This is a genomic window from Microbacterium sp. JZ31 (genome assembly GCF_016805985.1).
Taxonomy (GTDB): Bacteria; Actinomycetota; Actinomycetes; order Actinomycetales; family Microbacteriaceae; genus Microbacterium.
Genome location: NZ_CP017661.1, coordinates 423,314 through 447,119, shown reverse-complemented (window position 1 = coordinate 447,119; position 23,806 = coordinate 423,314). Strand labels below are relative to the sequence as shown.

General features: G+C 68.8%; 30 protein-coding genes, 1 tRNA gene and 2 pseudogenes. 23 read left to right on the top strand and 10 right to left on the bottom strand.

What is annotated here, in order from left to right:
* Positions 1-5: 5 nt before the first annotated feature.
* Both BJP60_RS02165 and BJP60_RS02160 read right to left on the bottom strand, forming a co-directional pair.
* Positions 6-2,513 (bottom strand): DEAD/DEAH box helicase, encoded by a 2,508-nt coding sequence (locus tag BJP60_RS02165; RefSeq protein ID WP_203137255.1) that lies wholly within the window; start codon positions 2,511-2,513, stop codon positions 6-8.
* A 147-nt stretch (positions 2,514-2,660) separates the two neighbouring features.
* Entirely contained in the window at positions 2,661-3,506 is an 846-nt protein-coding gene (locus tag BJP60_RS02160) for a DNA-formamidopyrimidine glycosylase family protein (RefSeq protein ID WP_203137254.1), read from the bottom strand.
* 111 nt (positions 3,507-3,617) lie between these two features.
* On the opposite strand from BJP60_RS02160, the gene BJP60_RS02155 reads away from it, so the two are divergent.
* From BJP60_RS02155 to BJP60_RS02140, 4 genes are all read left to right on the top strand, one after another.
* Positions 3,618-4,271 carry an NAD(P)H-binding protein gene (locus BJP60_RS02155; RefSeq protein ID WP_203137253.1) on the top strand — a complete coding sequence of 218 codons (654 nt, stop codon included), beginning with the start codon at positions 3,618-3,620 and terminating at the stop codon, positions 4,269-4,271.
* A gap of 70 nt (positions 4,272-4,341) precedes the next feature.
* Positions 4,342-4,557, top strand: a complete 216-nt coding sequence (locus BJP60_RS02150) for a hypothetical protein (RefSeq protein ID WP_203137252.1) — start codon at positions 4,342-4,344, stop codon at positions 4,555-4,557.
* 62 nt (positions 4,558-4,619) lie between these two features.
* Entirely contained in the window at positions 4,620-5,081 is a 462-nt protein-coding gene (locus tag BJP60_RS02145; RefSeq protein ID WP_238439517.1) for a TspO/MBR family protein, read from the top strand.
* A gap of 47 nt (positions 5,082-5,128) precedes the next feature.
* Positions 5,129-5,785 (top strand): hypothetical protein, encoded by a 657-nt coding sequence (locus BJP60_RS02140; protein ID WP_203137250.1) that lies wholly within the window; start codon positions 5,129-5,131, stop codon positions 5,783-5,785.
* 42 nt (positions 5,786-5,827) lie between these two features.
* On the opposite strand, the gene BJP60_RS02135 is transcribed toward BJP60_RS02140, so the two are convergent.
* Positions 5,828-6,208 (bottom strand): VOC family protein, encoded by a 381-nt coding sequence (locus BJP60_RS02135; RefSeq protein ID WP_203137248.1) that lies wholly within the window; start codon positions 6,206-6,208, stop codon positions 5,828-5,830.
* Positions 6,209-6,275: 67 nt separating this feature from the next.
* Here BJP60_RS02135 and BJP60_RS02130 point away from each other — a divergent pair, with 67 nt between their 5' ends.
* From BJP60_RS02130 to BJP60_RS02105, 6 genes are all read left to right on the top strand, one after another.
* A complete protein-coding gene (locus BJP60_RS02130) occupies positions 6,276-6,791 on the top strand; it encodes a 2'-5' RNA ligase family protein (protein ID WP_238439516.1) in 516 nt (171 codons plus the stop codon).
* 98 nt (positions 6,792-6,889) lie between these two features.
* Complete coding sequence (locus BJP60_RS02125) at positions 6,890-7,483, top strand: molybdopterin-dependent oxidoreductase (protein WP_203138861.1); 594 nt, start codon at positions 6,890-6,892, stop codon at positions 7,481-7,483.
* A complete protein-coding gene (locus tag BJP60_RS02120; RefSeq protein ID WP_238439515.1) occupies positions 7,480-8,211 on the top strand; it encodes an FAD-binding oxidoreductase in 732 nt (243 codons plus the stop codon). The genes BJP60_RS02125 and BJP60_RS02120 overlap by 4 nt, the downstream gene beginning before the upstream one ends.
* Positions 8,208-8,465 carry a DUF6510 family protein gene (locus BJP60_RS02115; protein ID WP_203137242.1) on the top strand — a complete coding sequence of 86 codons (258 nt, stop codon included), beginning with the start codon at positions 8,208-8,210 and terminating at the stop codon, positions 8,463-8,465. The genes BJP60_RS02120 and BJP60_RS02115 overlap by 4 nt, the downstream gene beginning before the upstream one ends.
* Positions 8,466-8,896: 431 nt before the next feature.
* Entirely contained in the window at positions 8,897-9,433 is a 537-nt protein-coding gene (locus BJP60_RS02110) for a putative immunity protein (RefSeq protein ID WP_203137240.1), read from the top strand.
* Positions 9,434-9,526: 93 nt separating this feature from the next.
* On the top strand, positions 9,527-9,844 hold the full coding sequence (locus tag BJP60_RS02105) for a DUF7882 family protein (RefSeq protein ID WP_203137238.1): 318 nt from the start codon (positions 9,527-9,529) through the stop codon (positions 9,842-9,844).
* 130 nt (positions 9,845-9,974) lie between these two features.
* Here the strand turns inward: BJP60_RS02105 and BJP60_RS02100 are convergent, their stop codons facing one another.
* A complete protein-coding gene (locus BJP60_RS02100) occupies positions 9,975-10,178 on the bottom strand; it encodes a cold-shock protein (RefSeq protein WP_203137236.1) in 204 nt (67 codons plus the stop codon).
* Positions 10,179-10,813: 635 nt separating this feature from the next.
* Between BJP60_RS02100 and BJP60_RS02095 the strand changes: the two genes are divergently transcribed.
* Complete coding sequence (locus BJP60_RS02095) at positions 10,814-11,662, top strand: alpha/beta fold hydrolase (protein WP_203137234.1); 849 nt, start codon at positions 10,814-10,816, stop codon at positions 11,660-11,662.
* A 194-nt stretch (positions 11,663-11,856) separates the two neighbouring features.
* On the opposite strand, the gene BJP60_RS02090 is transcribed toward BJP60_RS02095, so the two are convergent.
* Positions 11,857-13,395 carry a bifunctional NAD(P)/FAD-dependent oxidoreductase/class I SAM-dependent methyltransferase gene (locus tag BJP60_RS02090; protein ID WP_203137232.1) on the bottom strand — a complete coding sequence of 513 codons (1,539 nt, stop codon included), beginning with the start codon at positions 13,393-13,395 and terminating at the stop codon, positions 11,857-11,859.
* Positions 13,396-13,460: 65 nt separating this feature from the next.
* Between BJP60_RS02090 and BJP60_RS02085 the strand changes: the two genes are divergently transcribed.
* Together BJP60_RS02085 and BJP60_RS02080 are read left to right on the top strand one after the other, a co-directional pair.
* Positions 13,461-14,015, top strand: coding sequence for a helix-turn-helix domain-containing protein (locus tag BJP60_RS02085; protein WP_203137230.1), 555 nt, complete (start codon positions 13,461-13,463; stop codon positions 14,013-14,015).
* Positions 14,016-14,363: 348 nt separating this feature from the next.
* Positions 14,364-14,681: a DUF7882 family protein gene (locus BJP60_RS02080; RefSeq protein ID WP_203137228.1), complete on the top strand. Its 318-nt coding sequence runs from the start codon at positions 14,364-14,366 to the stop codon at positions 14,679-14,681.
* 73 nt (positions 14,682-14,754) lie between these two features.
* Here the strand turns inward: BJP60_RS02080 and BJP60_RS02075 are convergent, their stop codons facing one another.
* Positions 14,755-15,120, bottom strand: coding sequence for a DUF7882 family protein (locus BJP60_RS02075; RefSeq protein WP_203137226.1), 366 nt, complete (start codon positions 15,118-15,120; stop codon positions 14,755-14,757).
* Between the two features lie 187 nt (positions 15,121-15,307).
* Here BJP60_RS02075 and BJP60_RS02070 point away from each other — a divergent pair, with 187 nt between their 5' ends.
* The 4 genes from BJP60_RS02070 (at position 15,308) to BJP60_RS02055 (ending at position 16,771) form a co-directional block, all read left to right on the top strand.
* Entirely contained in the window at positions 15,308-15,586 is a 279-nt protein-coding gene (locus BJP60_RS02070) for a hypothetical protein (RefSeq protein WP_238439514.1), read from the top strand.
* A 120-nt stretch (positions 15,587-15,706) separates the two neighbouring features.
* Positions 15,707-16,003 (top strand): DUF7882 family protein, encoded by a 297-nt coding sequence (locus tag BJP60_RS02065; RefSeq protein ID WP_203137224.1) that lies wholly within the window; start codon positions 15,707-15,709, stop codon positions 16,001-16,003.
* Positions 16,004-16,089: 86 nt separating this feature from the next.
* Entirely contained in the window at positions 16,090-16,371 is a 282-nt protein-coding gene (locus BJP60_RS02060; protein ID WP_203137222.1) for a hypothetical protein, read from the top strand.
* A 109-nt stretch (positions 16,372-16,480) separates the two neighbouring features.
* On the top strand, positions 16,481-16,771 hold the full coding sequence (locus BJP60_RS02055) for a hypothetical protein (RefSeq protein ID WP_238439513.1): 291 nt from the start codon (positions 16,481-16,483) through the stop codon (positions 16,769-16,771).
* Between the two features lie 225 nt (positions 16,772-16,996).
* Here BJP60_RS02055 and BJP60_RS02050 read toward each other — a convergent pair.
* The 3 genes from BJP60_RS02050 to BJP60_RS15195 all read right to left on the bottom strand — a co-directional run bounded on the left by BJP60_RS02050 (position 16,997) and on the right by BJP60_RS15195 (position 18,228).
* Positions 16,997-17,101 (bottom strand) — tRNA-Ser (locus BJP60_RS02050).
* Positions 17,102-17,413: 312 nt separating this feature from the next.
* Entirely contained in the window at positions 17,414-17,860 is a 447-nt protein-coding gene (locus BJP60_RS15200; protein WP_238439512.1) for an MmyB family transcriptional regulator, read from the bottom strand.
* Between the two features lie 38 nt (positions 17,861-17,898).
* Entirely contained in the window at positions 17,899-18,228 is a 330-nt protein-coding gene (locus BJP60_RS15195) for a helix-turn-helix domain-containing protein (RefSeq protein WP_238439511.1), read from the bottom strand.
* Between the two features lie 159 nt (positions 18,229-18,387).
* On the opposite strand from BJP60_RS15195, the gene BJP60_RS02040 reads away from it, so the two are divergent.
* The 6 genes and pseudogenes from BJP60_RS02040 to BJP60_RS02020 all read left to right on the top strand — a co-directional run bounded on the left by BJP60_RS02040 (position 18,388) and on the right by BJP60_RS02020 (position 22,996).
* Positions 18,388-19,233 carry an SDR family oxidoreductase gene (locus BJP60_RS02040; protein ID WP_257793744.1) on the top strand — a complete coding sequence of 282 codons (846 nt, stop codon included), beginning with the start codon at positions 18,388-18,390 and terminating at the stop codon, positions 19,231-19,233.
* A pseudogene (locus BJP60_RS15550) lies at positions 19,230-19,799 on the top strand (SDR family NAD(P)-dependent oxidoreductase); the annotation flags it as partial. The gene BJP60_RS02040 and the pseudogene BJP60_RS15550, both read left to right, overlap by 4 nt.
* A gap of 46 nt (positions 19,800-19,845) precedes the next feature.
* A pseudogene (locus BJP60_RS15390) lies at positions 19,846-20,001 on the top strand (SDR family oxidoreductase); the annotation flags it as partial.
* Positions 20,002-20,410: 409 nt separating this feature from the next.
* The gene (locus BJP60_RS02030; RefSeq protein WP_203137217.1) at positions 20,411-21,457 is read left to right on the top strand and encodes a zinc-binding alcohol dehydrogenase family protein; all 1,047 of its coding nucleotides are present in this window, start codon (positions 20,411-20,413) and stop codon (positions 21,455-21,457) included.
* Positions 21,458-21,500: 43 nt separating this feature from the next.
* Complete coding sequence (locus BJP60_RS02025) at positions 21,501-22,019, top strand: YbhB/YbcL family Raf kinase inhibitor-like protein (RefSeq protein WP_203137215.1); 519 nt, start codon at positions 21,501-21,503, stop codon at positions 22,017-22,019.
* Positions 22,016-22,996, top strand: a complete 981-nt coding sequence (locus BJP60_RS02020; RefSeq protein ID WP_203137214.1) for a hypothetical protein — start codon at positions 22,016-22,018, stop codon at positions 22,994-22,996. The genes BJP60_RS02025 and BJP60_RS02020 overlap by 4 nt, the downstream gene beginning before the upstream one ends.
* 21 nt (positions 22,997-23,017) lie before the next feature.
* On the opposite strand, the gene BJP60_RS02015 is transcribed toward BJP60_RS02020, so the two are convergent.
* Entirely contained in the window at positions 23,018-23,506 is a 489-nt protein-coding gene (locus BJP60_RS02015; RefSeq protein ID WP_238439510.1) for a winged helix-turn-helix transcriptional regulator, read from the bottom strand.
* Between the last annotated feature and the right edge of the window lie 300 nt (positions 23,507-23,806).

Sequence of the window (23,806 nt, the reverse complement as noted above, 5' to 3'; positions counted from 1 at the left end):
TCGGCCTAGAGCCGCACGACCTCGGTCACGCGCACGACCGCGGCGCCGGCCTCGTCGGATGCCGCGAGGTCGACCTCGGCCCGGATGCGCCAGTCGTGGTCGCCCTCGGGGTCGTCGATCACCTGCTCCACCCGCCACACCTCCGGGCCCTCGGTGATCCGGCACAGCTGCGGCGAGCGCGCGGCGCCCGAGATGCCGATCGACTCGTGGTCGGCGTAGTACGCGTCGAGCACCTCGGGCCAGCCGGCGTCCGGGTCCAGCTCGACGAGCTCGTCGTCGGCCTCGCGCGCGGCCAGCTGCACGCGGCGGAACAGCTCGTTGCGCACGAGCACGGTGAACGCGCGGCGGTTATGCACGAGCGACGGCGGCGCGGGCGGCACCACGTCCTCGTCGGATCCGTGGGCGTCGGTGCCCGACACGAGCGCCTCCCACTCGTCCACGAGGCTCGAGTCGACCTGGCGTACGAGCTCGCCCAGCCAGGCGATGATGTCGAGCAGCTCCTCGGTCCGCGCCTCGGCGGGCACGGTCTGCCGGATCGCCCGGTACGCGTCGCTGAGGTAGCGCAGCACGAGGCCCTCGCTGCGGCCGAGCTGGTACCAGTTCGTGAACTCCGCGAAGCTCATGGCGCGCTCGAACATGTCGCGCACGACCGACTTCGGCTTGAGCTCGAAGTCGCGCACCCACGGCTGGCTGGTGGCGAACACCTCGAACGCCTGGGCGAGCAAATCGGCGAGCGGCTTCGGGTAGGTGATGTCCTCGAGCAGCGCCATGCGCTCGTCGTACTCGATGCCCTCGCGCTTCATGGCGCCGACCGCCTCGCCGCGCGCCTTGAACTCCTGCTGCCCGAGGATCGCCCGCGGATCGTCGAGCGTCGCCTCGATCACGCTCACGACGTCCAGGGCGTAGTGGCCGGTGCCCGCGGCGCCGGGGCCGTCGTCCGGGTCCAGCAGCTCGATCGCCGCGAGCGCGAACGGCGACAGCGGCTGGTTGAGGGCGAAGTTCGGCTGCAGCTCGACGACGAGCCGGATGTCACCCCCGGGCGTGACCTCGACGATCCCGGCATCGCGCAGGGTGCGGAAGATCGCGATCGCGCGACGGGCGAGGGCGTACTTCCGCGCGCGCGGCTCATGGTTGTCGAACACGAGCGCGCGGATGTTGCCGAACACGTCGCCGCCGCGGCCGATGACGTTGATGATCATGGCCGACGTGATCTGCAGCTGCGGAGTGAGCGGCTCGGGCTCCGCCCCGACCAGCTTGTCGAACGTCGCCTCGCTCCAGGACACGAAGCCGGCGGGTGCCGACTTGCGCTGCACCTTCTTGAGCTTCTTCGGGTCGTCGCCGGCCTTGCGCAGCGCCTGCTCGTTCTCGATCTCGTGGTCGGGCGCCATGACGACGACGTTCCCGTACGGGTCGAAGCCCGCCCGCCCCGCGCGCCCCGCGATCTGGTGGAACTCGCGAGCCGACAGCCGCCGCATCCGGGTGCCGTCGTACTTCGACAGCGCCGAGATCAGCACGGTGCGGATGGGCACGTTGATGCCGACGCCCAGGGTGTCGGTGCCGCAGATCACGCGCAGCAGGCCGCGCTGCGCGAGCGTCTCGACCAGGCGACGGTAGCGCGGCAGCATGCCGGCGTGGTGCACGCCGATGCCCGCGCGCACGAGCCGTGACAGCGTCCGCCCGAACGACGTCGTGAACCGGAAGCCGCCGATCGCCTCGGCGATCTCGTCGCGCTGCTCCCGCGTGGCGACCTTGACGTTCGCCAGGGCCTGCGCCCGCTCCATCGCCGCCGCCTGCGAGAAGTGCACGATGTAGATCGGCGTCTCGCGCTCCTCCAGCAGGTTCTCGACGAGCTCGTGCGCCGCGCGCTTCGCGTACGTGTGATGCAGCGGCACGGGACGCTCGGCTCCCGCGACGAGCGTCGTCTCGCGCCCGGTGCGGCGCGACAGATCGGCCTGGATCTCGGCGGTGTCGCCGAGCGTGGCCGACATCAGCAGGAACTGCGCGCCGGGCAGGAGCAGCAGCGGCACCTGCCACGCCCAGCCGCGATCGGCATCGCCGTAGTAGTGGAACTCGTCCATCACGACCTGCGCGACATCCGCGTCGGCGCCCTGCCGCAGCGCCAGGTTCGCGAGGATCTCCGCCGTGCAGCACACGATCGGAGCGTCCGGGTTCACGGACGAGTCGCCCGTCACCATGCCGACGTTCTCGGCGCCGAACACGTCCACGAGCGCGAAGAACTTCTCGCTCACGAGCGCCTTGATCGGGGCGGTGTAGTACGTCCGCCCGCCGTTCGCGAGGGCGACCGCGTGAGCGGCGATCGCGACGAGCGACTTGCCGGTGCCGGTCGGCGTCGCGAGGATCACGTTCGCGCCGGACACGAGCTCGATCACCGCCTCGTCCTGCGCGGGATACAGGGCGAGCCCACGCTCCCCCGCCCACGCGACGAACGCGTCGTAGACGCCGTCGGCGTCGCCGGCGGTCGCACGGACGGCGTCGAGAAGCGGGGAAGGCATCCTGTCGAGTCTGCCCCATCCGCCTGAGCGGCCCATGCGCGCGTGCGGCGCCGATGCCGGAAAGGGTGCGCCGAGTGCACCGTCGAGCCGGTTCCGGCGTGCGTTCCGCACACCTTCAGCCGCAGGCCGGCAGAGGGCTCGCCCGGGCTAGAGCGGAACGCCGCCCGTCTGGCACGTCGCGCAGTACTGCGCGCCGCCCTTCGATCCCGGCACGTCGCGCACCTCGTCACCGCACACCGGGCACGGCTCGCCCGTGCGACCGTGCACCCGCATGGCGGCGACCTTCTCGGCCTTCTGGCGCTCGAGCGGCACGTCGCGGCGGCCCGCGAACGCGCCGCGCAGGATCTCGCGGATCGCCGCGTACAGACGGCCGCGCTCGTCCTCGTCGAGGTCGGCGGCGTGCATGGTCGGCGACAGCCTGGCCGCGTGCAGGATCTCGTCCGAGTAGGCGTTGCCGATGCCCGCGAGCGACTCCTGCTCCTGCAGCAGCGCCTTGAGCTGCTTGCGGCGCTTCCCGGTGATGCCTTCGAACGCCTCGCGCGTGAAATCGTCGGACAGCGGATCCGGTCCGAGCTTGGTGACGGATGGCTCGTTCGTCGGATCGTCCGTGACGGTCAGGCTCAGCGACAGCCAGTCGCCGGCGTCGGTGAGCGCGAGCTCCTCGCCGTCGTCCCCTTCGGCCCCGCCGAAGCGGATGCGCGCGATCACGGGCGCCTGCTCCTCCGCATCCTCCTCCACCCAGAACGCCCAGCCCGCGCGTCCGAATCCGATGAGCAGGCTCGGACCGCTGCGGCCCGGCTCCGAGGTGTCGAGCGACACGTGCTTGCCGAACCGTCGCACGCCGGTCACGGTGCGACCCACGAGCTCGGTCAGGGGACGGTTGCGAGTCTTCAGGGCGCGGAACTCCTCGAGATCCACCTCCCGGACCTCGCGTCCGACGAGCCGGATCTGGAGGATCCCGGCGAGCGCATCGACCTCTGGCGACTCGGGCATGCGGTCATCCTCTCTCGCGCCCATGCCCTGCCACCACCCTCCGGTTCCTTTCCTGGGCGCAGAATGGGACGGGCCGGCATCCGCCGGTGCGACGCGAGGAGAGGACGATCCATGAAGGTGTTCCAGATCGGCGCGGCGGGCGGAGTCGGCAGCAGGCTCGCCACGATCCTGAGCGAGCGAGGCGACCAGGTGACGGGCATGCACCGGCGCCCCGAACAGGCGGAGACCATCAGCGCGACGGGCGCCGTCCCCGTCGCGGGCGACCTGATCGCCGACGACGTCGAGGCTCTCGCCGAGCGGATGCGCGGGCACGATGCTGTCGTGTTCTCGGCCGGCGCGCACGGCACGGGACGCGACAAGACCACCGCGATCGATGGCGAGGGCCTGGTCAAGGCCGCCGACGCGGCCGCTCGTGCGGGCGTGCGTCGTTTCGTCCTCGTGTCGGTGTTCCCGGACGCCGGACGCGACGCCGAGCCCAACGAGGGCTTCGAGCACTACATGCGCGTGAAGAAGGCCGCGGACGTGCACCTTGCCCAGACCGATCTCGAGTGGTTGATCGTGCGCCCCGGCACGCTGCGCGACGAGCCCGGAGACGGCTCCGTGACCGCCGGGCTCGCGATCGAGTACGGCGACATCCGGCGAGACAACCTCGCGGCGTTCATCGCGGAGGCGCTCGCCGTTCCCGCGCTGTCGCGCATGATCGTGGAGCTGACCGACGGTCGGACCCCCATCTCGGAGGCGGTCGCGCGGCTCGCCGAGCGCTGACCCGTGACCTCTTCGGCGCGGCGACGCAACCCCCTCGCGCTCACCCGTGCACGGCCGTAGCGTCGCTGGCATGGCACTGGACACCATGCTCGCCGCAGACATCGAACAGCAGCTCAAGACTCTGGACGCCGCGGGACGCGCGCAGTTCCTGCTCGACCTCGTCGAGGTCGTGCACAACTACGCGACCTCGGAGGCGGTCGGTGAGGCCGAGGCCGGCTCCGTCGACACCGGCTCTCTCGACGCCGTCCGGGACGCTGCTCGCGCGCACGTGGAGGCGACGTCCTGAGCGCCGCCACCAGGCCGTCGGTCGGCAGGCAACTCCTCGTCGCGGCGATCCTGCTGGTCGCGGTGGCCGCGGTCGCGGCCGCCGGTTCGCTCGCCAATGCGGGCAACGTCGAGGGCTGGTACGCGGATGCGGAAAAGGCGCCGTGGAACCCGCCCGGCGGGGTGTTCGGCCCGGTGTGGAGCGTGCTCTACGCCGGCATCGCCGCCGCGTGCTTCCTGGTGTGGCGCCGCGGGTTCCGCGGCTCGGGGCAGCCGAACGCCGCGCGCACCTGGCTCGGCGTCTGGATCGTCCAGATCGCACTCAACGCGATGTGGACGCCCGCGTTCTTCGCCGGCTTCCCGGTCCTGGGAGAGGCGGCCTGGTGGCTCGCGCTCGCGATCATCCTGCTGCTCCTGGTCGCGGTGATCTGGCTCGCCGTCGCCGCGTGGCGCTGGTCGCGCATCGCGACGGTGGTGATGATCGCCTACGCGCTCTGGCTCGCGTTCGCCACGACGCTGAACATCGCGATCATCGCGCTGAACTGAGGCCGACGGCCCTTCGGCGGCGGTCGGCCGCTGGGGATAATCGTCCTATGTCATCGACGACCGCCCGCCCGGCCGACACGCGCTTCGCGCGCGTCCGGTCGTTCGCGGTCCGCGCGCTGCGCATGGAGCTGCGCATCTACTCGAGCATCGGCCGCGCGATCGCGCGGCGCCCGGCGATCGCCGCCGGGGCCAGCGGCTTCCGCTACGAGCGCCCCGTGCTGATGATCCTGTGCGTCTTCATCGGGCTCTCCGCGATCGAGATCCCGATCATCGACCTCATCGTGCACCGCTGGCTGCCGATCCGGATCTTCTTCCTCGTGATCGGGATCTGGGGGCTCACATGGATGGTCGGGCTGCTGTGCGCCTATCTGATGCGTCCGCACACCGTGGGACCCGAGGGCATCGTCGTGCGCGAGGGACTCGAGGTCGACATCCCTCTCAGCTGGGCTGACATCGCCTCCGTCGAGCGCCGCGCCCGCACCGACGAGCCCAAGACGCCGCGCGTCACCGAAGGGCACGACGGACGCATCCTGTCGCTGCGCATCCAGGACGCCACGAACATCGAGATCGCCCTCGAGCGCCCGACCCCGATCCACCTCCCGGGGCTGCCTCCGAAGGGCGGCACCCACTCCGTCTCGACCCTGCGGCTCTGGGTCGACGATACCGACGGCTTCGTCGCCGCCGTGCGGCGGCACATCCCCTGATGTCGTCGCCCTCGGTCGGGGGCAGCCGCGGTCGCCCGTCGGTCAGGCCTGGTCCTGGATGACCAGGATCATCGTCCCCTCGGGGTCGCGGAGGTAGGCGACGCGCTCGCCCCACGGCATGTCCGCGGGAGGCACCGCCACGGCGTCGGCGGCCGCCCGGACGACGGTTTCCAGATCGAGCACGTAGACGCACAGGTCGACCGCATGCCCCGTCGCGGGCCGGGGTGTCTCGCCGTAGAGGGCAGGGCCGGTGCCGTTGCCCAGCGCGACCTGCCCGGCGCCGACGCGGAGCGTCACGTACTGCGGATCCCCCTCCTCGGGGAACCGGTACGCGAGCGTGCCGCCGAGCACGCGCTGGTACCAGTCGAGTGCGCGAGCGAGGTCGACGCAGTTGACGATGGGGAACACCTCACCCCTGGCCATGCAACCAGTAGAGCGCACCCTCTCGTCTGCCGGAAGAGGTGTCACGAGCGGCACTATCGTCGGGAGCATGACGCGCTCGCCGGTGATCAGCGTCGAGCTGCTCCTCGATGCCGAGACCGAGGCCGCCGTACGCGCCGAGTGGGCGGCGCTGGCGTCGGCGGGGCTGTCGAGTCTCGCGGCGCATACGTCGGCGAGCAACCGCCCCCACATCACCCTTCTCGTGCGCACCGAGCTCGCGGCACTCGACGCGATCGCGGCCCGACCGACGTTCGACGTGCGCCTGGGCGCTCCACTGCTGTTCGGTGCGGGCGATCGACGCGTGCTCGCGCGCAGCGTCGTCCCGTCAGAAGAGCTGCTCGCCCTTCACCACGCCGTGCATGACGCTGCAGGCCCCGGCGCCGACGCCCCGCACACCGCTCCCAGGTCCTGGACCCCGCACGTGACACTCGCCCGACGCGTCCGCATCCGCGACCTCGAGCACGCGCTCGAGGTGGTGGGCGGTGACCTCCACGGCACCGCGCGAGCGCTGCGTCGCTGGGATGCGGCGACGAGGACGGTCACGTCGCTCGGCCAGTTCCTCTGACGCCACCCTCGCTTCTTCGCGTCGCAGCCGCCACAATCGCCTCAGGGCGCCCACGCCGAAACGGTTGGCGCATCGGGACGAAGGTGATGGTGCACCTGATGGGCGTGATCAACAGCGGGTTCGGCGGCCGAAGCCGCGCGCGCGACGAGCGGCTTCCGCCCGGGCAGACGAAAGTGGACGACTGGCCGGTGCTGAGCGCCGGACTCACGCCGGAGATCCCCGCGCACGAGTGGTCGTTCACGATCGCGACCGAGGCCGGCGCGGAGCATACGTGGGACTGGGACGCCCTGCATGACGTGGGCGTCGAGGACGTCGTGACCGACATCCACTGCGTCACGCACTGGTCGAAGCTCTCTATGGCGTGGCGCGGCGTCCCGCTCGACCGACTGTTCGAGCAGGTCGACAGCGCTTTCGACTACGTCATGGTGCACAGCTACGGCGGCTACACGACGAACGTGCCGCTGGAGGATCTCCTCGACGGCAAGGCGTGGATCGCGACCGAGGCGGAGGGCGAGCCGCTCACGCCCGAGCACGGGGGCCCTGCCCGGCTGCTCGTCCCGCACCTCTATTTCTGGAAGAGCGCCAAGTGGGTGCGCGGCATGAGGATGATGCCGACCGACGAGCCCGGCTTCTGGGAGCAGAACGGCTATCACCTGCGCGGCGATCCGTGGCGCGAGGAGCGCTACTGGTGACGGAGCGGCTGCCCGTCCGCTGGCACGTCGCGCGCGTGGCGGGTCGGCACCCCGAGACCCCGTCGGCCGTGCGCCTCGAGCTGGACGTGCCGACCTGGCCCGGTAACCACGCCGGCTCCCATCTCGACATCCGGCTCACCGCGCCCGATGGCTACCAGGCGACGCGGTCGTACTCGATCGCCTCCTCGGGCCACGTCACCCGCGTCGTGCTGGCGGTGGACGAGGTCCCCGACGGCGAGGTGTCGCCCTTCCTGGTGCACGATGTGGCCGAGGGGGAGCAGATCGAGGTGCACGGTCCGCTGGGCCGATTCTTCGTCTGGGAGCCGTCGGACGACCCCTCCCCCGTCCAGCTCATCGCGGGCGGATCCGGCGTGGTCCCGCTGTTCGCCATCGCCGCAGCGCGCGAGCGCGAGGCCCAGGGCGAGCAGTTCCGGCTGCTGTACTCGGTGCGCACGCCGCGCGACGTCTTCTTCGCCGAGGAGCTCGCCGGACTCGCCCGGACGGAGGTCGACATCGTCCACACCCGCACGCGGGCCGAGGGTTCCATGCGGCCCGCCGGTCGCCTCACGCTCGACGAGGTCGCCGAGCGGACGTTCCCCGCGTCTCTCTCCCCGCGCATCTACGTCTGCGGGCCGACGCCGTTCGTCGAGACGGTCGCCGGATGGCTGCGCGGGCTCGGACACGACGCCCAGCGGATCCGCACCGAGCGATTCGGAGGAAGCCGATGACCCACCTGGACGGCAATGCGCTCGCGGGTCGCTTCGACGATCTGCTGGGCATCGACCTCACCGCCGCGGTCGGCCGCTGCGGCGGCTGCGGGCAGGCGCGGGAGCTCGCCCGCGCCCGCGCCTTCGTCACCGCGATGGGCACCGTCCTCCGATGCGCGGAATGCGAATCCGTACTGGCCGTGCTCGTCGACGCCCGGGACGAGGTCGTGGTGAACCTGTCCGGTCTCGCCTTCTTCACCGTTCCCGCGCACTGAGCAACGCGCTGACGCCGAACCAATAGCGGCGTGGGCGACCCCTGTCAATCCTTGGACGGGTCTTCGCAGAAATCGGCTGCAGCAGGCATCCTGGTGGAGGGATAAGGGAGCGCTCCTCTGGGGAGAGGAGAGCTGCAGTCGCCGGCTTCGGGTGCTGGCATACGAGTCCCGTCCCTCCGGGTTGAGTCGACTGATGCTCCCCGGAGGGACGGGTTCGTCCTCCTTCGCGGCGGACCACGTCATAGGCGCCGAGCTCGGGCTCGTTCTTGCTCCGTCAGGACGGTCAGCGCGGGCAGGGGGTTCGTGGCGACCCTGATCCGGACGAAGTCGATCCTTCGACGTGGGATTACACGATTCCGGAGGCCCGAACGCGAAGGCGGACCGAGCTCGGTCTAAGAAGGTCGTCGACGACGCCATGGAAGCATGAGGGGATGACGCTCTCGCCTCAGTCGCTCAGCGAAGCCGACCGACGCCTCGTGGCGGTGTGGGCAGCCGATTGCGCGGAACGAGTATTGCCCTTCTTCGAGGAGGAGGCACCGACCGATGAGCGTCCGCGTGACGCGATAGAGCGAGCCCGCGCATATGGCCGCGGTGAGCTCGACACCGCCGGCGAGATCCGCCGCCGCTTCGTCGCCGGCCGGGCCGCCGGATCGGTCGCGACTCCCGCAGCCATCGCCGCCGCACGGGCAGCCGCGCAGGCCTCCGGCGTGGCTCACATGGGTGCGCACGCACTCGGGGCGGCCGCTTACGCGGTGAAGGCTGTGAGCGCGCGCCGACCGGACGAGGCGGAAGCCGAACTCGACTGGCAGGCGCAGCAGATGACCGTCGAGGTGCGCAGGGCCCTCCGTCAGCTTCCGCCGATCGGCGAGGACTCGGCGGGTCCCTTCGTCGCCGGCGGATTGCTGGCCCGCGGCGTGCTCGGATCGACGATCCGTGCGCTCCAGTCCCGGATCGCGGACGCCAGCTGACTGCTGACATCAGCGGGCTGCCCGCGAGCGGGCGGGGATCCGACGCACTCCCTCGTCGGTGTAACGTCTCGTGCACGAGGGAAAGGCACTGTGATGGGGCAGCTCTACTACGACCACATGGGACCCGCCGTCGACGTCGACGACCGCACGCTGGCACATCTGAAGGCTGTCATCACCACCAAGTTGCGACGCTCTGAGAGCTTCACCCTGTCGTGGCAGGCTCCCGACCGGCACGGTCGCACAACGGTCTGGATCCACCCATCGATCCCCGTGAAGTTCCTTTTCGACGGTCAGGAACCGACGCAGCTCAACCGAGACTGGATTCAGCGCCTCGCCGATTCCGCCCTTGAAGGACGCGGCATCATCCTCACGGGCGAGCACGAGGACAGCGGCGCACCCACCGCCTCGTAGGGACTGGAGCGATCTCGGCAATCAGCGCCAACGCGGAGCTGATGCCCTGACGGCGCCATTTTCGCGGAGAACAGGACGGGCGCTCATCTCGGGCATCGTGCCCGGGACGAGCGCCCGCTTCTCCGTCGCGTCAGACGAGCTGGATGTTCGCTGCCTGCATGCCCTTCGGGCCCCGCTCGGCGTCGAAGGAGACCTTCTGGTTCTCCTCGAGGCTGCGGTAGCCGCCGCTGTTGATCGCGCTGTAGTGCGCGAACACGTCAGCGGAGCCGTCGTCGGGAGCGATGAACCCGAATCCCTTGTCGGCGTTGAACCATTTGACGGTGCCTGTGGCCATGACGTCATTCCTTTGTTTGGTCGGACCATGGTGGTGATCCCTGTGAGCGCGACGACGTCGTCGCCGCGGGGTCTGGTGCGCGCCGATCAGCGGCGGCTGGGCAGGCGACGCCGCGGTGCGATGGAGCACCTCGACGGCCATGCGAGCTTCGCTCATGCTCGCGGTGATGGACAGCGGGCGGCTGTGGGCGTCGTGCGCGGTATACCGATCGCGGGCCTCGGTGATGAAGCCGGCGAACTCGTCGTGCACGGTCGCAACGTGGACGTCTTCGGAGGCTTGACGCCACACGACCGTCGCAGGTGCCGCTGGAGCAGCAAGAAAAGAGATACAGAACCAATCGGAGGAGAACGCACCGCGGTTGGGGGTGCGACCAAAGTCACTGAACTGAATACCAGCCCGAGACGGTGCTCGGGGCCCTAGAAGCCGGTCTGGAGATCCTCCAGCAGAAACACAACTTCAATAACTCACTCTCGACACTACAGCATGTGGGCCACCATGCTCCCACCCGCGCGGGCGAGGGTCGACGCGACGACGGCTCATACGCCTAACTCCTCGTCGGCGTCATCACCGACGTACTCACAGCAGCTCCGGACTGACGCGGTGTTCTGCGCGACCAGAGCTGGGAGGATCAAGGGATGGCGACATCGCTCTTGACGCAGGAGTTCGCGTGGCGCGGGCGGAGCGTCCGCTGGGATCGTTTCGGGTCTGGGCCCGCCCTTGTGTTCCTTCACGGCACGCCCTGGTCATCGCAACTGTGGCGTCCGATCGCGGAAGCGCTGTCCGAGTCGTTCACCGTGTACCTGTGGGATATGCCGGGGTACGGGTCCTCATCCAAAGACCCCTCTCACCGAGTCGATCTGGGCGTACAGGGAGAGTTGTTCGCAGCGCTCCTCGAGTACTGGGAGCTCGCGCGTCCACACGTCATCGCACACGACTTCGGTGGAGCAGTAGCACTCCGAGCCCGCCTACTCCACGGCGCGGCGTACGCCTCGCTGTGCCTGACCGACGTGGTGGCGCTCACACCCTGGGGCTCACCCTTCTTCAATCTCGTCAAAGCACACGCCACGGTGTTCGAACAGCTCCCGCCTGCGGTTCACCGCGGCGCGGTGGAGGCCTACATCAGCGGTGCGAGCCACAAAGGCCTGCACGCCGACGACCTCCGAATGCTCGTCGAGCCATGGACGGGTGAGATCGGTCAGCCGGCGTTCTACCGGCAGATCGCGCAAGCAGACGAGTCCTTCACGACGGAGATCGAGCCGCACCTCGGCAGCATCACCGAGCCGGTCCACATCATCTGGGGCACGGAGGACGCGTGGATTCCCGCCGACCGCGCCCAGCGTCTTCGTGAGGCGATCCCCCACGCGACCGTCGCCTTGATCCCGGACGCAGGACACCTCATACAGCTCGATGTCGCTGCGGCTCTGTCCGCGGAACTCACCCGGTGGACGATCACCGTCGGCACGGCACCCCAGCGGGATCGGTGACCGTTTGCGGCACGGCGCCCGCGAGCGACAGAGAGCATCACCAGGACGATCCCCTCTGGCTGCTTCTGGGCACCGCCACGTGCACTGCCTATGCGACGGTTACGACATGACGGCACACCCTCTGTGGCGACCTCCTGAGCCCGGCGCAAAATGCCGCCCGCCAAGGACAGCGAGTGGCGTCGCGGAGAGGCCGGTCAGGCGAGCCGGCGGAGGAGAAGGATGCCGTCGTCCAGGTGCGACGGCGTGCCGTCCGGCGCCGTCGCCTCGCGCTGGCGGATCTCCACGATCTCGGGTTGCCAGCCGGTGGGGTCGAGGTCGAGGAGTCGGAGCTCTTCGCCCGGCGTGCGCATGACCGGCACCTGCTCGGGCAGCTCCCGCGCCCAGGGCGGCGGAGCCGCGTGCGAGACGATGAGGAGGCGCCCGCCCGGGGCCACCCGGTCGGCGGCGTCGCGCAGCATGCGGATGCGGGGAAAGTCGCTCTCCCACGAGTGCAGGAAGCTCGCCAGCACCAGATCGAACTCGCCCTCGACGGAGCCGGCTCCGTCGCCGACGATGAACCGGACGTCCACGCCGCGCTCCGCGGCGAACTCCGCCGCACGGCGGACAGCCGTCGCGGAGACGTCGACTCCCGTCGCACGCCAGCCCCGCTCGCCCAGCCAGACGACATCCCCGCCCTCTCCGGAACCCACGTCGAGCGCCGTGCCCGGCGCGAGCTCGGTCACGATGGCCGCCACCGACGCGTTGACCCGGCCGGACCAGAAGCGGTCCTGCGCGGCGTATCGCTCTTCCCATCCGGCATTGCGCTGCGCGGTGCGATCGGCGACGGCCAGGGCGAAGTCCTCCTCGGTGAGCATCGCGTTCGCTCCGGCCCCCGCCATCGACCCCGCACCCATCGAGACCGGGACGTTCGCGAAGGGGGAGGTGACGTTGCCCGCGGCGAAGATCCTCGGATGACTCGTCTTCCCCATCATGTCGACGGCCAGCGGGGCGCCCGGCGCTTCGGCGCGCTGGAGATCGAGGCCGTCCGCGAACGCGAGGTCCAGCAGGGGCGCTCCGCCGGTGAAGATCGCATCGACGACCGTCTCCGCGCCGTCATCGGTCACGACGGTCAGGCCGCTCTCGCCGTGCTCGACTCGGCGCACGGCGGCGGGGACGACGCGGACGCCGCGCGCCAGCAGCCGGGCCGTGACATCCTCGCCCAGGGGCTCCGCGGCGGCGGTGAAAGCGGTGACGTCTTCGGAGAGCTGACGCACGAGCTGGATCTGATGCACGCTCATGGGCGACGTCGCGAGCACGGCGAGGCGCTGCCCGGCGACCTCCCAGCCGTGGCAGTACGGACAGTGCAGCACGGTTCTGCCCCATCCGTCCGCGAGCCCCGGGACGTCCGGGAGGTCGTCTCGCACGCCGGTCGCGATGACGACGGCGCGCGCCGTCGCGACGGCGCCGTCCTCGAGCTCGATGCGCAGGCGGTCGCCCACGTCCGACAGCGACGCGACGAGTCCCGCGACGATCTCGACGCCGTACGCGCGCGCTTCCGCCCGCCCCCGTTCGAGGAGTGCGGCGGGGTCGAGGCCGTCGTGCCCGAGCACGCCGTGCATGTGTGCCGCGAAGCGGTTGCGCGGGCTCCCGCCGTCGATCACAAGCGTGCGCCTGCGCGACCGTCCCAGCATCTGTGCGGCACTCAAACCTGCCGCACCGCCTCCGATGATCACAGCATCCCAATCGTTGGTCATGCATCGAGCCTCGCCCGCGAAGGTCGACACAGCAACTTCTCTTGCGGTAATGGCAAACTGAAGCGATGGACGCCATGTTGGAACAGATCGGTCCGCGCCTGCGCGCCGCGCGTCGGGAGCGCGGGTGGACGCTCGAGGAGCTGGCCTCTCGGGCCGGGATGTCGTCGAGCACGCTCTCGCGCCTGGAATCGGGCAAGCGTCAGGCCTCGCTGCCGCTCCTGCTTCCGCTGACGCGCCAGCTCGGCATCCGCCTCGACGATCTCGTGCCCGCGGGGTCGGGGGATCCGCGCGTTCGCCGGGCGATCGAGCGCCGGGACGGCATGGTCATCGCGCCCCTCACGCTCGAGAACTCACCCGTCCAGACCTTCAAGGTGACCTTCCCACCGTGCGACTACGCGCCCGCGCCGCGCGTGCACGACGGATACGAATGGCTGTTCGTCCTGAGCGGCCGCCTGCGGCTCGTGCTCGACGATCACGAGCACATCATCGAGCGTGGCGAGGCGGCGGAGTTCGACACGCGGATGCCCCACAGCCTCAGCGCGACGGCGGACGGGCCGGCGGAGGTCCTCAGCATCTTCAGCGCCTCGGGCGAGCGCATGCACACCCACGGGGCACTCTGACCACTGCAAACGCTACGAGCAGGAGCGCACTGATCCCGATTCCGTTGCTCTACGTGGCTTGCGCCCAAAACAGACTTAGAGCCTCCTTACACGCAACTCTGAAGGTGTCGCCGAGCATCGCAACGAGCTGCTGCTGAAGGCCCATGCCGCGACCTTCGCACCGGCCGCGGATCCAAGCCCCCATCCGGGTGAGGCCAAGTCAGCCATCGGCGCTCCAGCCCGGGCGACGGGTGCCGGCGCGTCCTAGCAGGCCCATCGTTCCTGGCGTCGTTGAGGCGACGGGGGCCACAACCCGCCGGACACTGGAAGGGGCAGTCGCGATCCATGAGGGCCGGTAAGGTCGCAGTTGTGGGGCGATTCATCTACGGCGCGGCTACGGATTCCATCGACATCGATGACCGCACGCTGGCGCACTTGCGACTCGTCGTCATGAACAAGCTCCGCCGCGGCGAGCCCTTCATGTATGACGCCAAGGTGGGCGAGGGCATCGGCCGCCGCAGCTTCTGGCTGCACCCCGCCGTACCGCTGCAGTTCCACTTCACGGGAGGGCGCGCGCCACGCATCAATCGGGCGTGGCTCGACGAGCTCATGAAGGCCGCGAGCGGCCCGAACGGCCTCACCGTCATGCCTGAGCCGCCGGACCCCACGCAGCCCACAGAGAACTGACCTCGCTCGGCGGGACGGCTCTTCGATTGCGATCTGACGGCCCTGCACGACAGCCAAACGTCCCCTGTCGCGCTCAGCCAACCGGAACGGAAGTCTCGCCCGTATCCGCGAGGTCGGTCTGCGCGTCGTCCACGTCGGCTCCAACTTGCTCGGCGACGAGCGTGATACCGCCAAGAGCGTTCGCTGACTGAGCGAGCTCTTCGATCCACGCCCGATTGAGTTCAGGAGCGACAGGTTCGTCGAACTCGAAGCGGATAGGGATCGACGGGTGCAGCCAGATCGTGCTGCGACCGGTGCCGTCTTCGTCGGGGTGCTGCCAGGAAACGGTGAAGCTCTCCTGGCGGCGCAGCTTCGCCACGATCACCATCTTGAGGTGCGCGAGTGCGCGATCGCCGATGTGGATCGGCTTGGAGTCAGTGCCGTAGTGAAGGACGCCCATGGATGGGACGATAGTCATCGAGCTTGGCGTCGCATGAGCCGACGCGCTCGCCTCGCGTTCTTCCGGTCAGCCTGAAGCCGGCGTCCAGACGCTCGATCATCCGAGCGTCTGCTGGCGATTTCTACCTTCCGGCAGAGGCACTCGCAAGCCCCCCTGCGTCCGTGGACGGCACCCCTACGGTGTCAACATGGGTGAGCTGCAGACGATGGTCCGAACGGAGCTGAGCATCAACGGCCGCTCCTTCTACCTCGCTCAAGGCCAGGACATCGCTCATCTGAAACGGCGGATCGAGGCGGGCGCGCACAGCGCGGCTTTCGTGGACTTCACCATTGTCGGCAACGGCCCCGTCAGCGTGCTGATCACCTCCAGCTCGGAGGTCGTGCTGTCTGTCGAGACGGTGCAGTTCGACCCGCGAGACACCGGCGACGAAGAGTTCCCCTACGGCGGCGCGTTCGACGGCATCTGAACATGGCGCGCGTCTCCGATCGAAACAGCCGCGCATCAGGTTCCGCAGTCCACGGGACGATTCTCCATGCCGGACCGTGCTGAACGGGCGTCGGGACCATCCGAGGCGTATCTTCTGCTCATGGGCAAACTGGAGTACAACAGCTCGCGTCCGCCGATCGAGGTGGAGGATGAGCTCCTGGCTCACTTGAAGTTCGTGATCGGCATGAAGCTGCGCCGGCATGAAAGCTTCATGATGACGTGGCCGTCGGGGAAGAAGCGCCCAGGTCGCCTCTCCGCGTGGATGCACCCGAGCATCCCGTTGGTGATCGAGTTCGATGAGGAGCCCCCGCCGAAGATCGATCCCCAACGCGCTGAGCGCATGGTGAACCAGTTGAATGCACGCGGAGAACTGATCCTCGACGAAGTCAGTCCGTGAAGCACAGACTCGGGCGACGACGCCCCCACCGCAACGTGATTTGCAACCCCAACGGCAAACCCTCGCCCTAGTCGTACACTTCAGGGATGGGTGAGTTGCTGACGATGGTGCGGATCGAGGTCCGCGTCAACGATCGCGCGTACTTGCTGGCGCAGAGGCAGGATTACGCCGACCTGCAGCGGCGCTTCAAGGAAGCAGCGCAGGGACACGGTGCGTTCGTCGACTTCACCGTGGTGGGGAATCGCGCCGTGAGCGTGCTCATCAACCGCTCATCCCGGGTCACCCTGTCCTCGGAGACAGTGCAGCACGACCCGCGGGACACCGGCGACGAAGACTACCCGTACGGCGACCCTTTCGACGGCATATAGCCGGTGCGACCCGTCCACCAAGCGAACGGACGAGGGACACCGCCGTCGGGCACTCCGGATCATGCAGACTATTCGTGTCCTCACTTGCCCGGATCGTAGGATTCGAGGGATGACTGAAATGCACACCATGGTGCGGACGGAGATCCGCATCAATGGCGAGTCCTTCCTCCTGGCGCAGGGGCAGGACCTTGCTGCGCTGAAGAAGCAGATCGTGGACGCCGCGCACAGCCTGGGAGATTTCGTCGAGTTCGTCGTGGTGGGCAACCGCTCGGTGAGCGCGCTCATCACTCACGCTTCGCAGGTTGTCATGTCTGTCGCGACGGTACTGGTCGACCCGCGGGACACCGGGGACCCCGACGCCCCGTTCGGCGGCCTCTTCGACCGCCCAGCTGCTCCCTGACGTCCCCGAGACCGAGCCACCCTCGACGAGACCGCCATCGCCTGGTCGGACGAGACCATCTACGACATGGGCCGACAACGGGCTGGCAGAGTCGGTTTGCGCTCAGACACGGCACGAAGTGACCCACAGGTGTCCCCGCGGGGACACCTGTGGGCCCACCGGGAGATCCGCCTTATTCAGCGCCTTCCGCGCCAACAAGAAAGCCCCGGGTGACCGGGGCTTTCGTGGCGGAGACGGAGGGATTTGAACCCTCGGTTCCCATGAGGGGACTCCACCTTAGCAGGGTCAATGCAAGCCCCCGCGGCCTCGAGCACCGCTGACACGGTCTCCCGCGCAACGGCGCGACTTTCGTTGCTGATCTCGCTTTTTGTGCCGCTACCCTCCGTCTCGCGAAACACACAAGACACTCAACACGTTCTGACCAACGACAGCCTCCGGAGGCTCGGGGGACACTTAGCGACCGCATCGCTGCCTCGTGCTCAGACCCCCGCATTTTGGACGCCGATCCATGACGGCCCGGCGGCCGACCCATCTCAAGGAGAGGGCACGTCCCCAGTTATCCACAGAGGATATGGCTACGGGAACCAGCTCGCGGTGCGCCTCTTCAGCGCTCCAGTCCGCGATCTCGGATAGCGACCATGCTCACTGCAAGCTGCACAGGAGCGCTAGCGAGTCGGCCGATGGCGTGTCCGGCTCTGCGTGGTACATCACGAGGACGAGCGAGTGAGTGCCGAGGATGGCGAGTTTCTCGCGTCGAAGGGTGAGATCTCCGACGAGGGGGTTGCGAACGATCCCGGTTGGTGACCCCGTGCCTCGCACGTCGTGACGAGCCCAGAGCCGCCGGAACCTGTCGCTCTTTATGGACAGCTGACCGACGATCGCCTGGAACTTGGGGTCGTTCTCGTCGCCTCCGATGTCGGCTCGCAGCTGGGCGATCACGCTGGCGGTGTTCTCTTCCCAGTCGGGGTAATAGCTGCGCGCCTCCGGGTCGGTGAAGAGCGAGATGAGACGGTTCGCGCCGACCAAGAGCGTCGGGTCCAGGGCTGTGGCGAGGCGGTTCACGGCGAGGATGTCGCGGTACTTGTCCATCACGAACGCGGGGACGTTCAGTGTGCCGAGGAGGATCCCTACGCCTTCGGGACCCGCTCCGGCTTCCGCGGAACCGTCCTGGTCTGCCGTGCGCGAGCTCGTGAGAGCTCGAGCACGTGAGCGCGGGACTCGTCATCGAGCTGGAGAGCGGATGCGATCGCTTCGACGACTTGCTCGGACGGGTGCAGGTCGCGTCCTTGCTCGAGCCGGAGGTAGTACTCATTGCTGATTCCGGCCAGCAGCGCGACCTCCTCGCGCCTGAGGCCGGGGACCCGTCGACGGCTTCCGCTGGGAAGACCGACGTCTTCTGGCTGGATGAGGTCGCGTCGCGCTCGGAGGAACTCCGCAAGCTGCTTTCCCGATTCCATACCGAAGACGTTACGGGAGGAGGCGCCGTCGACGGCCGCTCATCCTGTCCCCCTCGCTACCAGTGTCAGGGGGGTCTTCATTCGCGTTCTTCGCGCGCCGAGCATTGGGTGACGTCGGTCGAGCGGCTGGCGAGAGATTCTCAGAGATCGGACATTCGCATGACGCAGCGCACGTGGTTCATCACCGGCTCCTCCAGCGGCTTCGGCCGCCTGATGGTCGAGCAGCTTCTGGAGCGAGGCGAGCGGGTCGCCGCGACAGCACGGAAGCCGGAGGTTCTGGCGGATCTGGTCGACCGGTACGGCGACCAGATCTGGACGGCAGAGCTCGATGTCACGAACACCTCCCAGATTCGCCAGGTCGTCGAGGACGCCTTCGCCGCGCTGGGCCGGATTGACGTGTTCGTGAACAACGCCGGCTACGGTCTCTTCGGAGCGGCCGAGGAACTGACCGATGAGCTGATCGAGCACCAGCTCGCGACCAACCTCGTCGGTCCGATCCAAATTCTTCGCGCTGCCGTCCCCCACCTGCGCGCCCAGGGCGGCGGCCGAATCATCCAGCTGTCCACCTACGGCGGTCTCGCCACGAACGCCGGTGCATCGCTGTACCACGCAAGCAAGTGGGGCGTGGAGGGCTTCATGGAGGCCAACGCGAAGGACCTCGCCCCCTTCGGCATCGGCGTGACGATCGTCGAGCCCGGAAGCGCGGCGACGGGATTCCGCGTCGGCAGCTCCCGCCTGCCCGAGCCGATGGCCGCCTACGACGGCACTCCCGCAGCGATGAGCCGCGGCATCCAGAATCCCGCTCTGCCCTCGGTGAGCGACCCGGCCAAGGTCGCCGCCGCGATCATCGGCTCCGCCGATGTCAGCCCTGCACCTCTCCGTCTGGTGACCGGCAGCGACTCGCTGCGCATCATCCGCGACGCGCTGCGCGAGCGTCTCGCAAACATCGAATCCCAGGAGCTCAGCGCCGCGGCGACGGATCTGGCGCCGGCGCAGGCGTCGTGACTGCCGCAACCCGCCCCGGTGCAGCTGTGGTGACCGGCGGAACGCAAGGGATCGGCCTCGCCATCCCGGAAGCGCTGGCTGCCCAGGGGCGGAGAGTGGCTGTTCTCGGGCGCACAGAATCCACGGGAAAGGTGGTGATCGACCAGCTCGGAGCCCAGCACATCTTCGTGCGCTGTGACGTCGCAGACGAAGCGCCCATCGAAGCGGCGTTCGCGCAGGTCGTCGAACAGCTCGGCCCTGTCGAGGTCCTCGTCAACAACGCCGGCGTCGGACAAGCGAGCAGCTTCGACTCACTGACCAGCAAGCAGTGGGATGCGCTCTTCGCCGTCGACCTCAAAGCGGGATGGCTATGCGCGCGAGCCGCGGCACCGAGCATGAGGGCAGGCGGACGCGGCGGCTCCATCGTGAACGTCTCCTCCATCCACGCGCGACTGACCCGCCCCGGCCTGTTCGGGTACGCCGCGGCCAAGGCGGGGATGCTCGGACTCACCCGGTCACTCGCGCTGGAGCTCGCCCGAGACGGCATTCGCGTGAACGCCGTCTCCCCCCGGCTACGTGCATACTCCGCCCATGCGGGCGCAGTAGGACGCCAGAACGGACGGCGACGCCGCATGGACCCATCTGCAGGACATTCATCCCCTCGGGCGGATCGGAGAGCCAGAGGAAGTCGCGGCGGTGGTCGCGTTCCTCGCCTCCCCCGCCGCCAGCTACGTCACGGGGGCCTCCTGGGACGTCGACGGCGGCTTCGGCGTGCGATTCGCCTCATGACGCGCCAGACGTATTGGCTCCTCGAGTACGACTGGCCGGCCGACCATGCCGACGCGGTGCGAGAGGTCTACCCGACGCACAAAGAGCACGTCGACACTCTCGGCCGCACCGGGGATCTCTGGATGATCGGCGCCGTCCCTGAGGCCGACGGCAGGGAAGGGGGCGATCGCCATCTTCCGAAGCCGCGACAGCGCACAGCAGTTCTCCGTCGAGGACGTTCTGTTCACGCAGCGGCTGGTCACATCAAGCCGCATCCGACCTTGGTCCCCGTTGAAGTTCCTTCGCCAAACTGTGAGTAGACGCCGATGTCCTGAGGGTGGCGACACGCGTGTGTCGCCACCCTCAATGGTTACCAAAGGGAACTTGCATCCCTTGCGGGTAACCACTACCCCGGATGCACCATGGCGTCATGAGTGAGAACACCACAGCAGCGGGTGGCGCTGCACCCGTCATGCGAGCCATCGGATACGCCGCGAATCATCCCGTCGATCACGTTGAGGCGCTGATTCAGCGTGACGTCGCGGTGCCCGATATCGGCCCTCACGACCTTCTCGTGGAGGTCCGCGCCGTCAGCGTCAATCCCGTCGATTTGAAGCAGCGCGCCCACGCGAACTCGCGCGGCTTCCGTGTCCTCGGGTACGACGCGGCCGGCGTCGTCGTCGAGACCGGAGACGCCGTGACGCTGTTCGAGAAAGGCGACCACGTGTACTACGCGGGCGCGCTCGACCGGCCGGGTTCGAACGCGCAGTTCCAAGCGGTCGACGAACGCATCGTCGGCCGCAAGCCGGCTTCACTGGGCTGGGCAGATGCCGCGGCCCTGCCGTTGACGACGTTGACGGCGTACGAGGCGCTGTTCGACAAGCTGCGGCTCACGGGGACCAGCACCGGGACGCTGTTGATCGTGGGCGCCGCGGGCGGCGTGGGTTCGATCATGATCCAGCTCGCCAAAGAGCTCGCTCCCCGCGTTCGCGTGATCGGCACGGCTAGCCGGCCCGAGAGCGCGGAGTGGGTCATGTCGCTTGGAGCCGACGCCGTGATCGATCATTCCGGAGACCTCGCCGCGAACGTCCTGGCAGCCGTCCCGAAGGGCGTCGACTGGATCTTCACCGCCGCGTCGGCGCAGCCGGGTGCGGTGGCCTCGTACGTGCGAATCGCCAAGCCGTTCGGGCAGATCGTCGCCATCGACGACCCCCATCAGCTCGATGTCCTCAGCCTGAAGAGCAAGGCGCTGTCCTGGCATTGGGAGTTCATGTTCGCGCGGTCGATGCACCACGCCGACGACATGATCGAGCAGCACCGCATCCTCAACGAGGTCGCTGAGCTCGTCGATGAGGGCCGCATCCGCACGACGGCGACCGAGCGACTGTCACCGATGACCGCCGAGAACGTGATCGCCGGGCATCGCATCGTGGAGTCCGGCCGCGCCATCGGCAAGGTCGTCATCTTCGACGACTGACCCACCTGTTCCGATCCCCTCTCACACAAGACAAAGGAGAACCATGTCCACGCCTTTCGACCGCCTCCCCTCCGTTCCGGCCCTCGCCGTCACCAGCAGCGACTTCGTCGACGGCGGCGATTTTGCCGCCGCGCAGTACTCCGCGATGTTCGGCGTCCCTGGCGGTGAGGACCGCTCGCCGCAGCTCAGCTGGTCCGGCGCCCCCGAGGGAACGAAGAGCTTCGTCGTGTCGGTGTACGACCCCGAAGCGCCTACCCCGTCGGGCTTCTGGCACTGGATGGTCGTCGACATCCCCGCCGACACCGCTGAGCTTCCGGCCGGGATCACCGAGCTTCCGGGCTCGGCCTGGACGGTCAAGAACGACGCGCGCGTCGCGCAGTTCATCGGTTCGGCCCCACCCGCGGGCGCCACCGATCACTACGCGATCGCGGTGCAGGCCCTCGACATCGAGAGCGTGTCGGAACTGGGACTGGATGCCGAGGCAACGCCGGCATTCGTGTCGTTCAGCATCCTTCCGCACGTCATCGCGCGCGGCGTCATCACGGCAATCGGCCGGCAGTGACCACGACCACGACCGTCACGGCGGCGGCGGCGGCGCCGAACCGGACACGACCCGCGCTGAACCTCATCGGCATCGCCTTCGGGACGGCGGGGCTTGCGGGGACCTGGACGACGGCGACGGGTGCGCTCGACGCGCCCGCCGCCGTCGGGGAAGTCCTCTGGGTCGTCGCCGCCGTCGCGTGGGTGACCATCGTCGTGCGATATCTCGCTCGCATCGGGAGCCTCGCGCAGTTGACCGCCGACCTCCGGTCCCCGGTCTTGGGCCCTTTCGCCGCGCTCTATCCCGTAGTGGGCTCGCTGCTCTTCGCGCACATCATGCCCCTCGCCCCCGCCCTAGCCGCGACGGGCGTGTGGGTGATGGCCGGGCTGTCCACGACCTTCGGGGCCTGGTTCGTCGCGAGCCTGCTGACGCAGCCGCGCGAGGCGGCGACCCTCCACGGCGGCTACCTCTTGCCCACGGTCGCGGCGGCACTCCTCACCGCGCAGTCGCTCGCGGCAATCGGACACCCCGAGATCGCTCTCGGCTACTTCGCCACCGGCATCCTGTTCTGGCTTCTGCTCGGCGCCGTGCTTTTCGGTCGGTTCGTCACGGGCCCGAGGATCCCAGGCCCTCTCCTACCGACCCTCGCGATCTTCTCGGCTCCCCCAGCCGTGGCTGGGAACGCTTACTGGGTGATGACGGAGGGCGAACCGTTCGCGGTGCACGGCGTGCTCGCGGCGACGATGGTCGCGCTGCTTCTCCCGCACCTGTTCCTCGTGCCCCGATACCTCGAGACGGCCTTCGGCGTCGGGTTCTGGGCGCTGACGTTCACCGCCGCCGCCAGCGCCAGCTACGTCACCCGCCTGCTGGTCACGCCCGGCGCATCCCCGGTCGCCGTCGCGGCCGCGTGGGCGGCGGTCGTTGCGGCATCACTCCTCGTCGCCGCTGTTGCGGCCGGCTCGGCGCGGCTCGCACTCGACCGCCGCTCGCACCGCTGAGGGTGCCGGGCCTCTCCAGCGCTAATGGCGCGTGACGTTCTCGTTGACCCAGTTGCGCAGGTGCGCGAGTGGCGCGGCCGCTCCCGCACCGAGCGGAGTCAGCGTGTACTCCACTCGCAGAGGCACCTCCGCGTACACCTTCCGCGTCAGCAGCTCCGCATCCTCGAGACGCTTGAGCGTTGCGGACAAGACCTTCGGACTCACGCCCTCCAGCGTGCGCTTGAGCTCGCCGAACCGCAGCGGACCCTCCTCGAGCGCGCCGATGGCCAGGGCACTCCACTTGTTCGCGAGGAGATCGAGCATGTCGCGGCACGGGCACGCCGCAGCATAGACATCGTTGCGATCGCAGCCGTCGCCATCCGCGTGCACGGAAAGAGGGAGAGCCATTGCAGTTCCTTCCTTGGTTCCCAAAGGGTACCAGTTGAGTACGCGAACTCTGGTCCTGCGCTTCCACGCGATCGATGCCGACGTGGACACGGCGCCGTCACCGTCGGCGTGAATCGCGCTCATCCCGGGTCGCGTCGGCAAAGGTTGTTCGACGAGATCGGCCCCAAAGCGATTGGCTTCTGCTGGGATCTGCGTTCTACTCGCGCGCCCTCCGACGACGGCCTCGCGCCGGAGAACAGCAGAACACTGAGTCTGCATGGACGACCTCTTCGCCCGTGTAGTGCTCCACCCCGACGGGTGGTGTCCCCCACTGCTCGACCGTCGACACTTTCGCGGAAAGACGGGGCTGGCAGAGTCGGTCTGCGCTCGTACACGGCACGAAGTGACTCATAAGTGTCCCCCGCGGGGGCACTTGTGGGCGCA

Excerpts from the sequence above, each read along its gene's own strand:
- BJP60_RS02100 (WP_203137236.1), bottom strand. The coding sequence starts at position 10,178 with ATGGCCACAGGCACCGTCAAATGGTTCAACGCCGACAAGGGATTCGGG.
- BJP60_RS02085 (WP_203137230.1), top strand. The coding sequence starts at position 13,461 with ATGGACGCCATGTTGGAACAGATCGGTCCGCGCCTGCGCGCCGCGCGT.
- BJP60_RS15195 (WP_238439511.1), bottom strand. The coding sequence starts at position 18,228 with ATGGAATCGGGAAAGCAGCTTGCGGAGTTCCTCCGAGCGCGACGCGAC.
- BJP60_RS02110 (WP_203137240.1), top strand. The coding sequence starts at position 8,897 with ATGACGCTCTCGCCTCAGTCGCTCAGCGAAGCCGACCGACGCCTCGTG.
- BJP60_RS02160 (WP_203137254.1), bottom strand. The coding sequence starts at position 3,506 with ATGCCCGAGTCGCCAGAGGTCGATGCGCTCGCCGGGATCCTCCAGATC.
- BJP60_RS02040 (WP_257793744.1), top strand. The coding sequence starts at position 18,388 with ATGACGCAGCGCACGTGGTTCATCACCGGCTCCTCCAGCGGCTTCGGC.
- BJP60_RS02130 (WP_238439516.1), top strand. The coding sequence starts at position 6,276 with ATGACGCGCTCGCCGGTGATCAGCGTCGAGCTGCTCCTCGATGCCGAG.
- BJP60_RS02025 (WP_203137215.1), top strand. The coding sequence starts at position 21,501 with ATGTCCACGCCTTTCGACCGCCTCCCCTCCGTTCCGGCCCTCGCCGTC.
- BJP60_RS02115 (WP_203137242.1), top strand. The coding sequence starts at position 8,208 with ATGACCCACCTGGACGGCAATGCGCTCGCGGGTCGCTTCGACGATCTG.
- BJP60_RS02090 (WP_203137232.1), bottom strand. The coding sequence starts at position 13,395 with ATGACCAACGATTGGGATGCTGTGATCATCGGAGGCGGTGCGGCAGGT.
- BJP60_RS02060 (WP_203137222.1), top strand. The coding sequence starts at position 16,090 with ATGGGTGAGTTGCTGACGATGGTGCGGATCGAGGTCCGCGTCAACGAT.
- BJP60_RS02140 (WP_203137250.1), top strand. The coding sequence starts at position 5,129 with ATGTCATCGACGACCGCCCGCCCGGCCGACACGCGCTTCGCGCGCGTC.
- BJP60_RS15200 (WP_238439512.1), bottom strand. The coding sequence starts at position 17,860 with ATGGACAAGTACCGCGACATCCTCGCCGTGAACCGCCTCGCCACAGCC.
- BJP60_RS02030 (WP_203137217.1), top strand. The coding sequence starts at position 20,411 with ATGAGTGAGAACACCACAGCAGCGGGTGGCGCTGCACCCGTCATGCGA.
- BJP60_RS02125 (WP_203138861.1), top strand. The coding sequence starts at position 6,890 with ATGGGCGTGATCAACAGCGGGTTCGGCGGCCGAAGCCGCGCGCGCGAC.
- BJP60_RS02155 (WP_203137253.1), top strand. The coding sequence starts at position 3,618 with ATGAAGGTGTTCCAGATCGGCGCGGCGGGCGGAGTCGGCAGCAGGCTC.
- BJP60_RS02095 (WP_203137234.1), top strand. The coding sequence starts at position 10,814 with ATGGCGACATCGCTCTTGACGCAGGAGTTCGCGTGGCGCGGGCGGAGC.
- BJP60_RS02070 (WP_238439514.1), top strand. The coding sequence starts at position 15,308 with ATGGGTGAGCTGCAGACGATGGTCCGAACGGAGCTGAGCATCAACGGC.
- BJP60_RS02165 (WP_203137255.1), bottom strand. The coding sequence starts at position 2,513 with ATGCCTTCCCCGCTTCTCGACGCCGTCCGTGCGACCGCCGGCGACGCC.
- BJP60_RS02150 (WP_203137252.1), top strand. The coding sequence starts at position 4,342 with ATGGCACTGGACACCATGCTCGCCGCAGACATCGAACAGCAGCTCAAG.
- BJP60_RS02065 (WP_203137224.1), top strand. The coding sequence starts at position 15,707 with ATGGGCAAACTGGAGTACAACAGCTCGCGTCCGCCGATCGAGGTGGAG.
- BJP60_RS02105 (WP_203137238.1), top strand. The coding sequence starts at position 9,527 with ATGGGGCAGCTCTACTACGACCACATGGGACCCGCCGTCGACGTCGAC.
- BJP60_RS02135 (WP_203137248.1), bottom strand. The coding sequence starts at position 6,208 with ATGGCCAGGGGTGAGGTGTTCCCCATCGTCAACTGCGTCGACCTCGCT.
- BJP60_RS02055 (WP_238439513.1), top strand. The coding sequence starts at position 16,481 with ATGACTGAAATGCACACCATGGTGCGGACGGAGATCCGCATCAATGGC.
- BJP60_RS02075 (WP_203137226.1), bottom strand. The coding sequence starts at position 15,120 with ATGGGCGTCCTTCACTACGGCACTGACTCCAAGCCGATCCACATCGGC.
- BJP60_RS02015 (WP_238439510.1), bottom strand. The coding sequence starts at position 23,506 with ATGAGCGCGATTCACGCCGACGGTGACGGCGCCGTGTCCACGTCGGCA.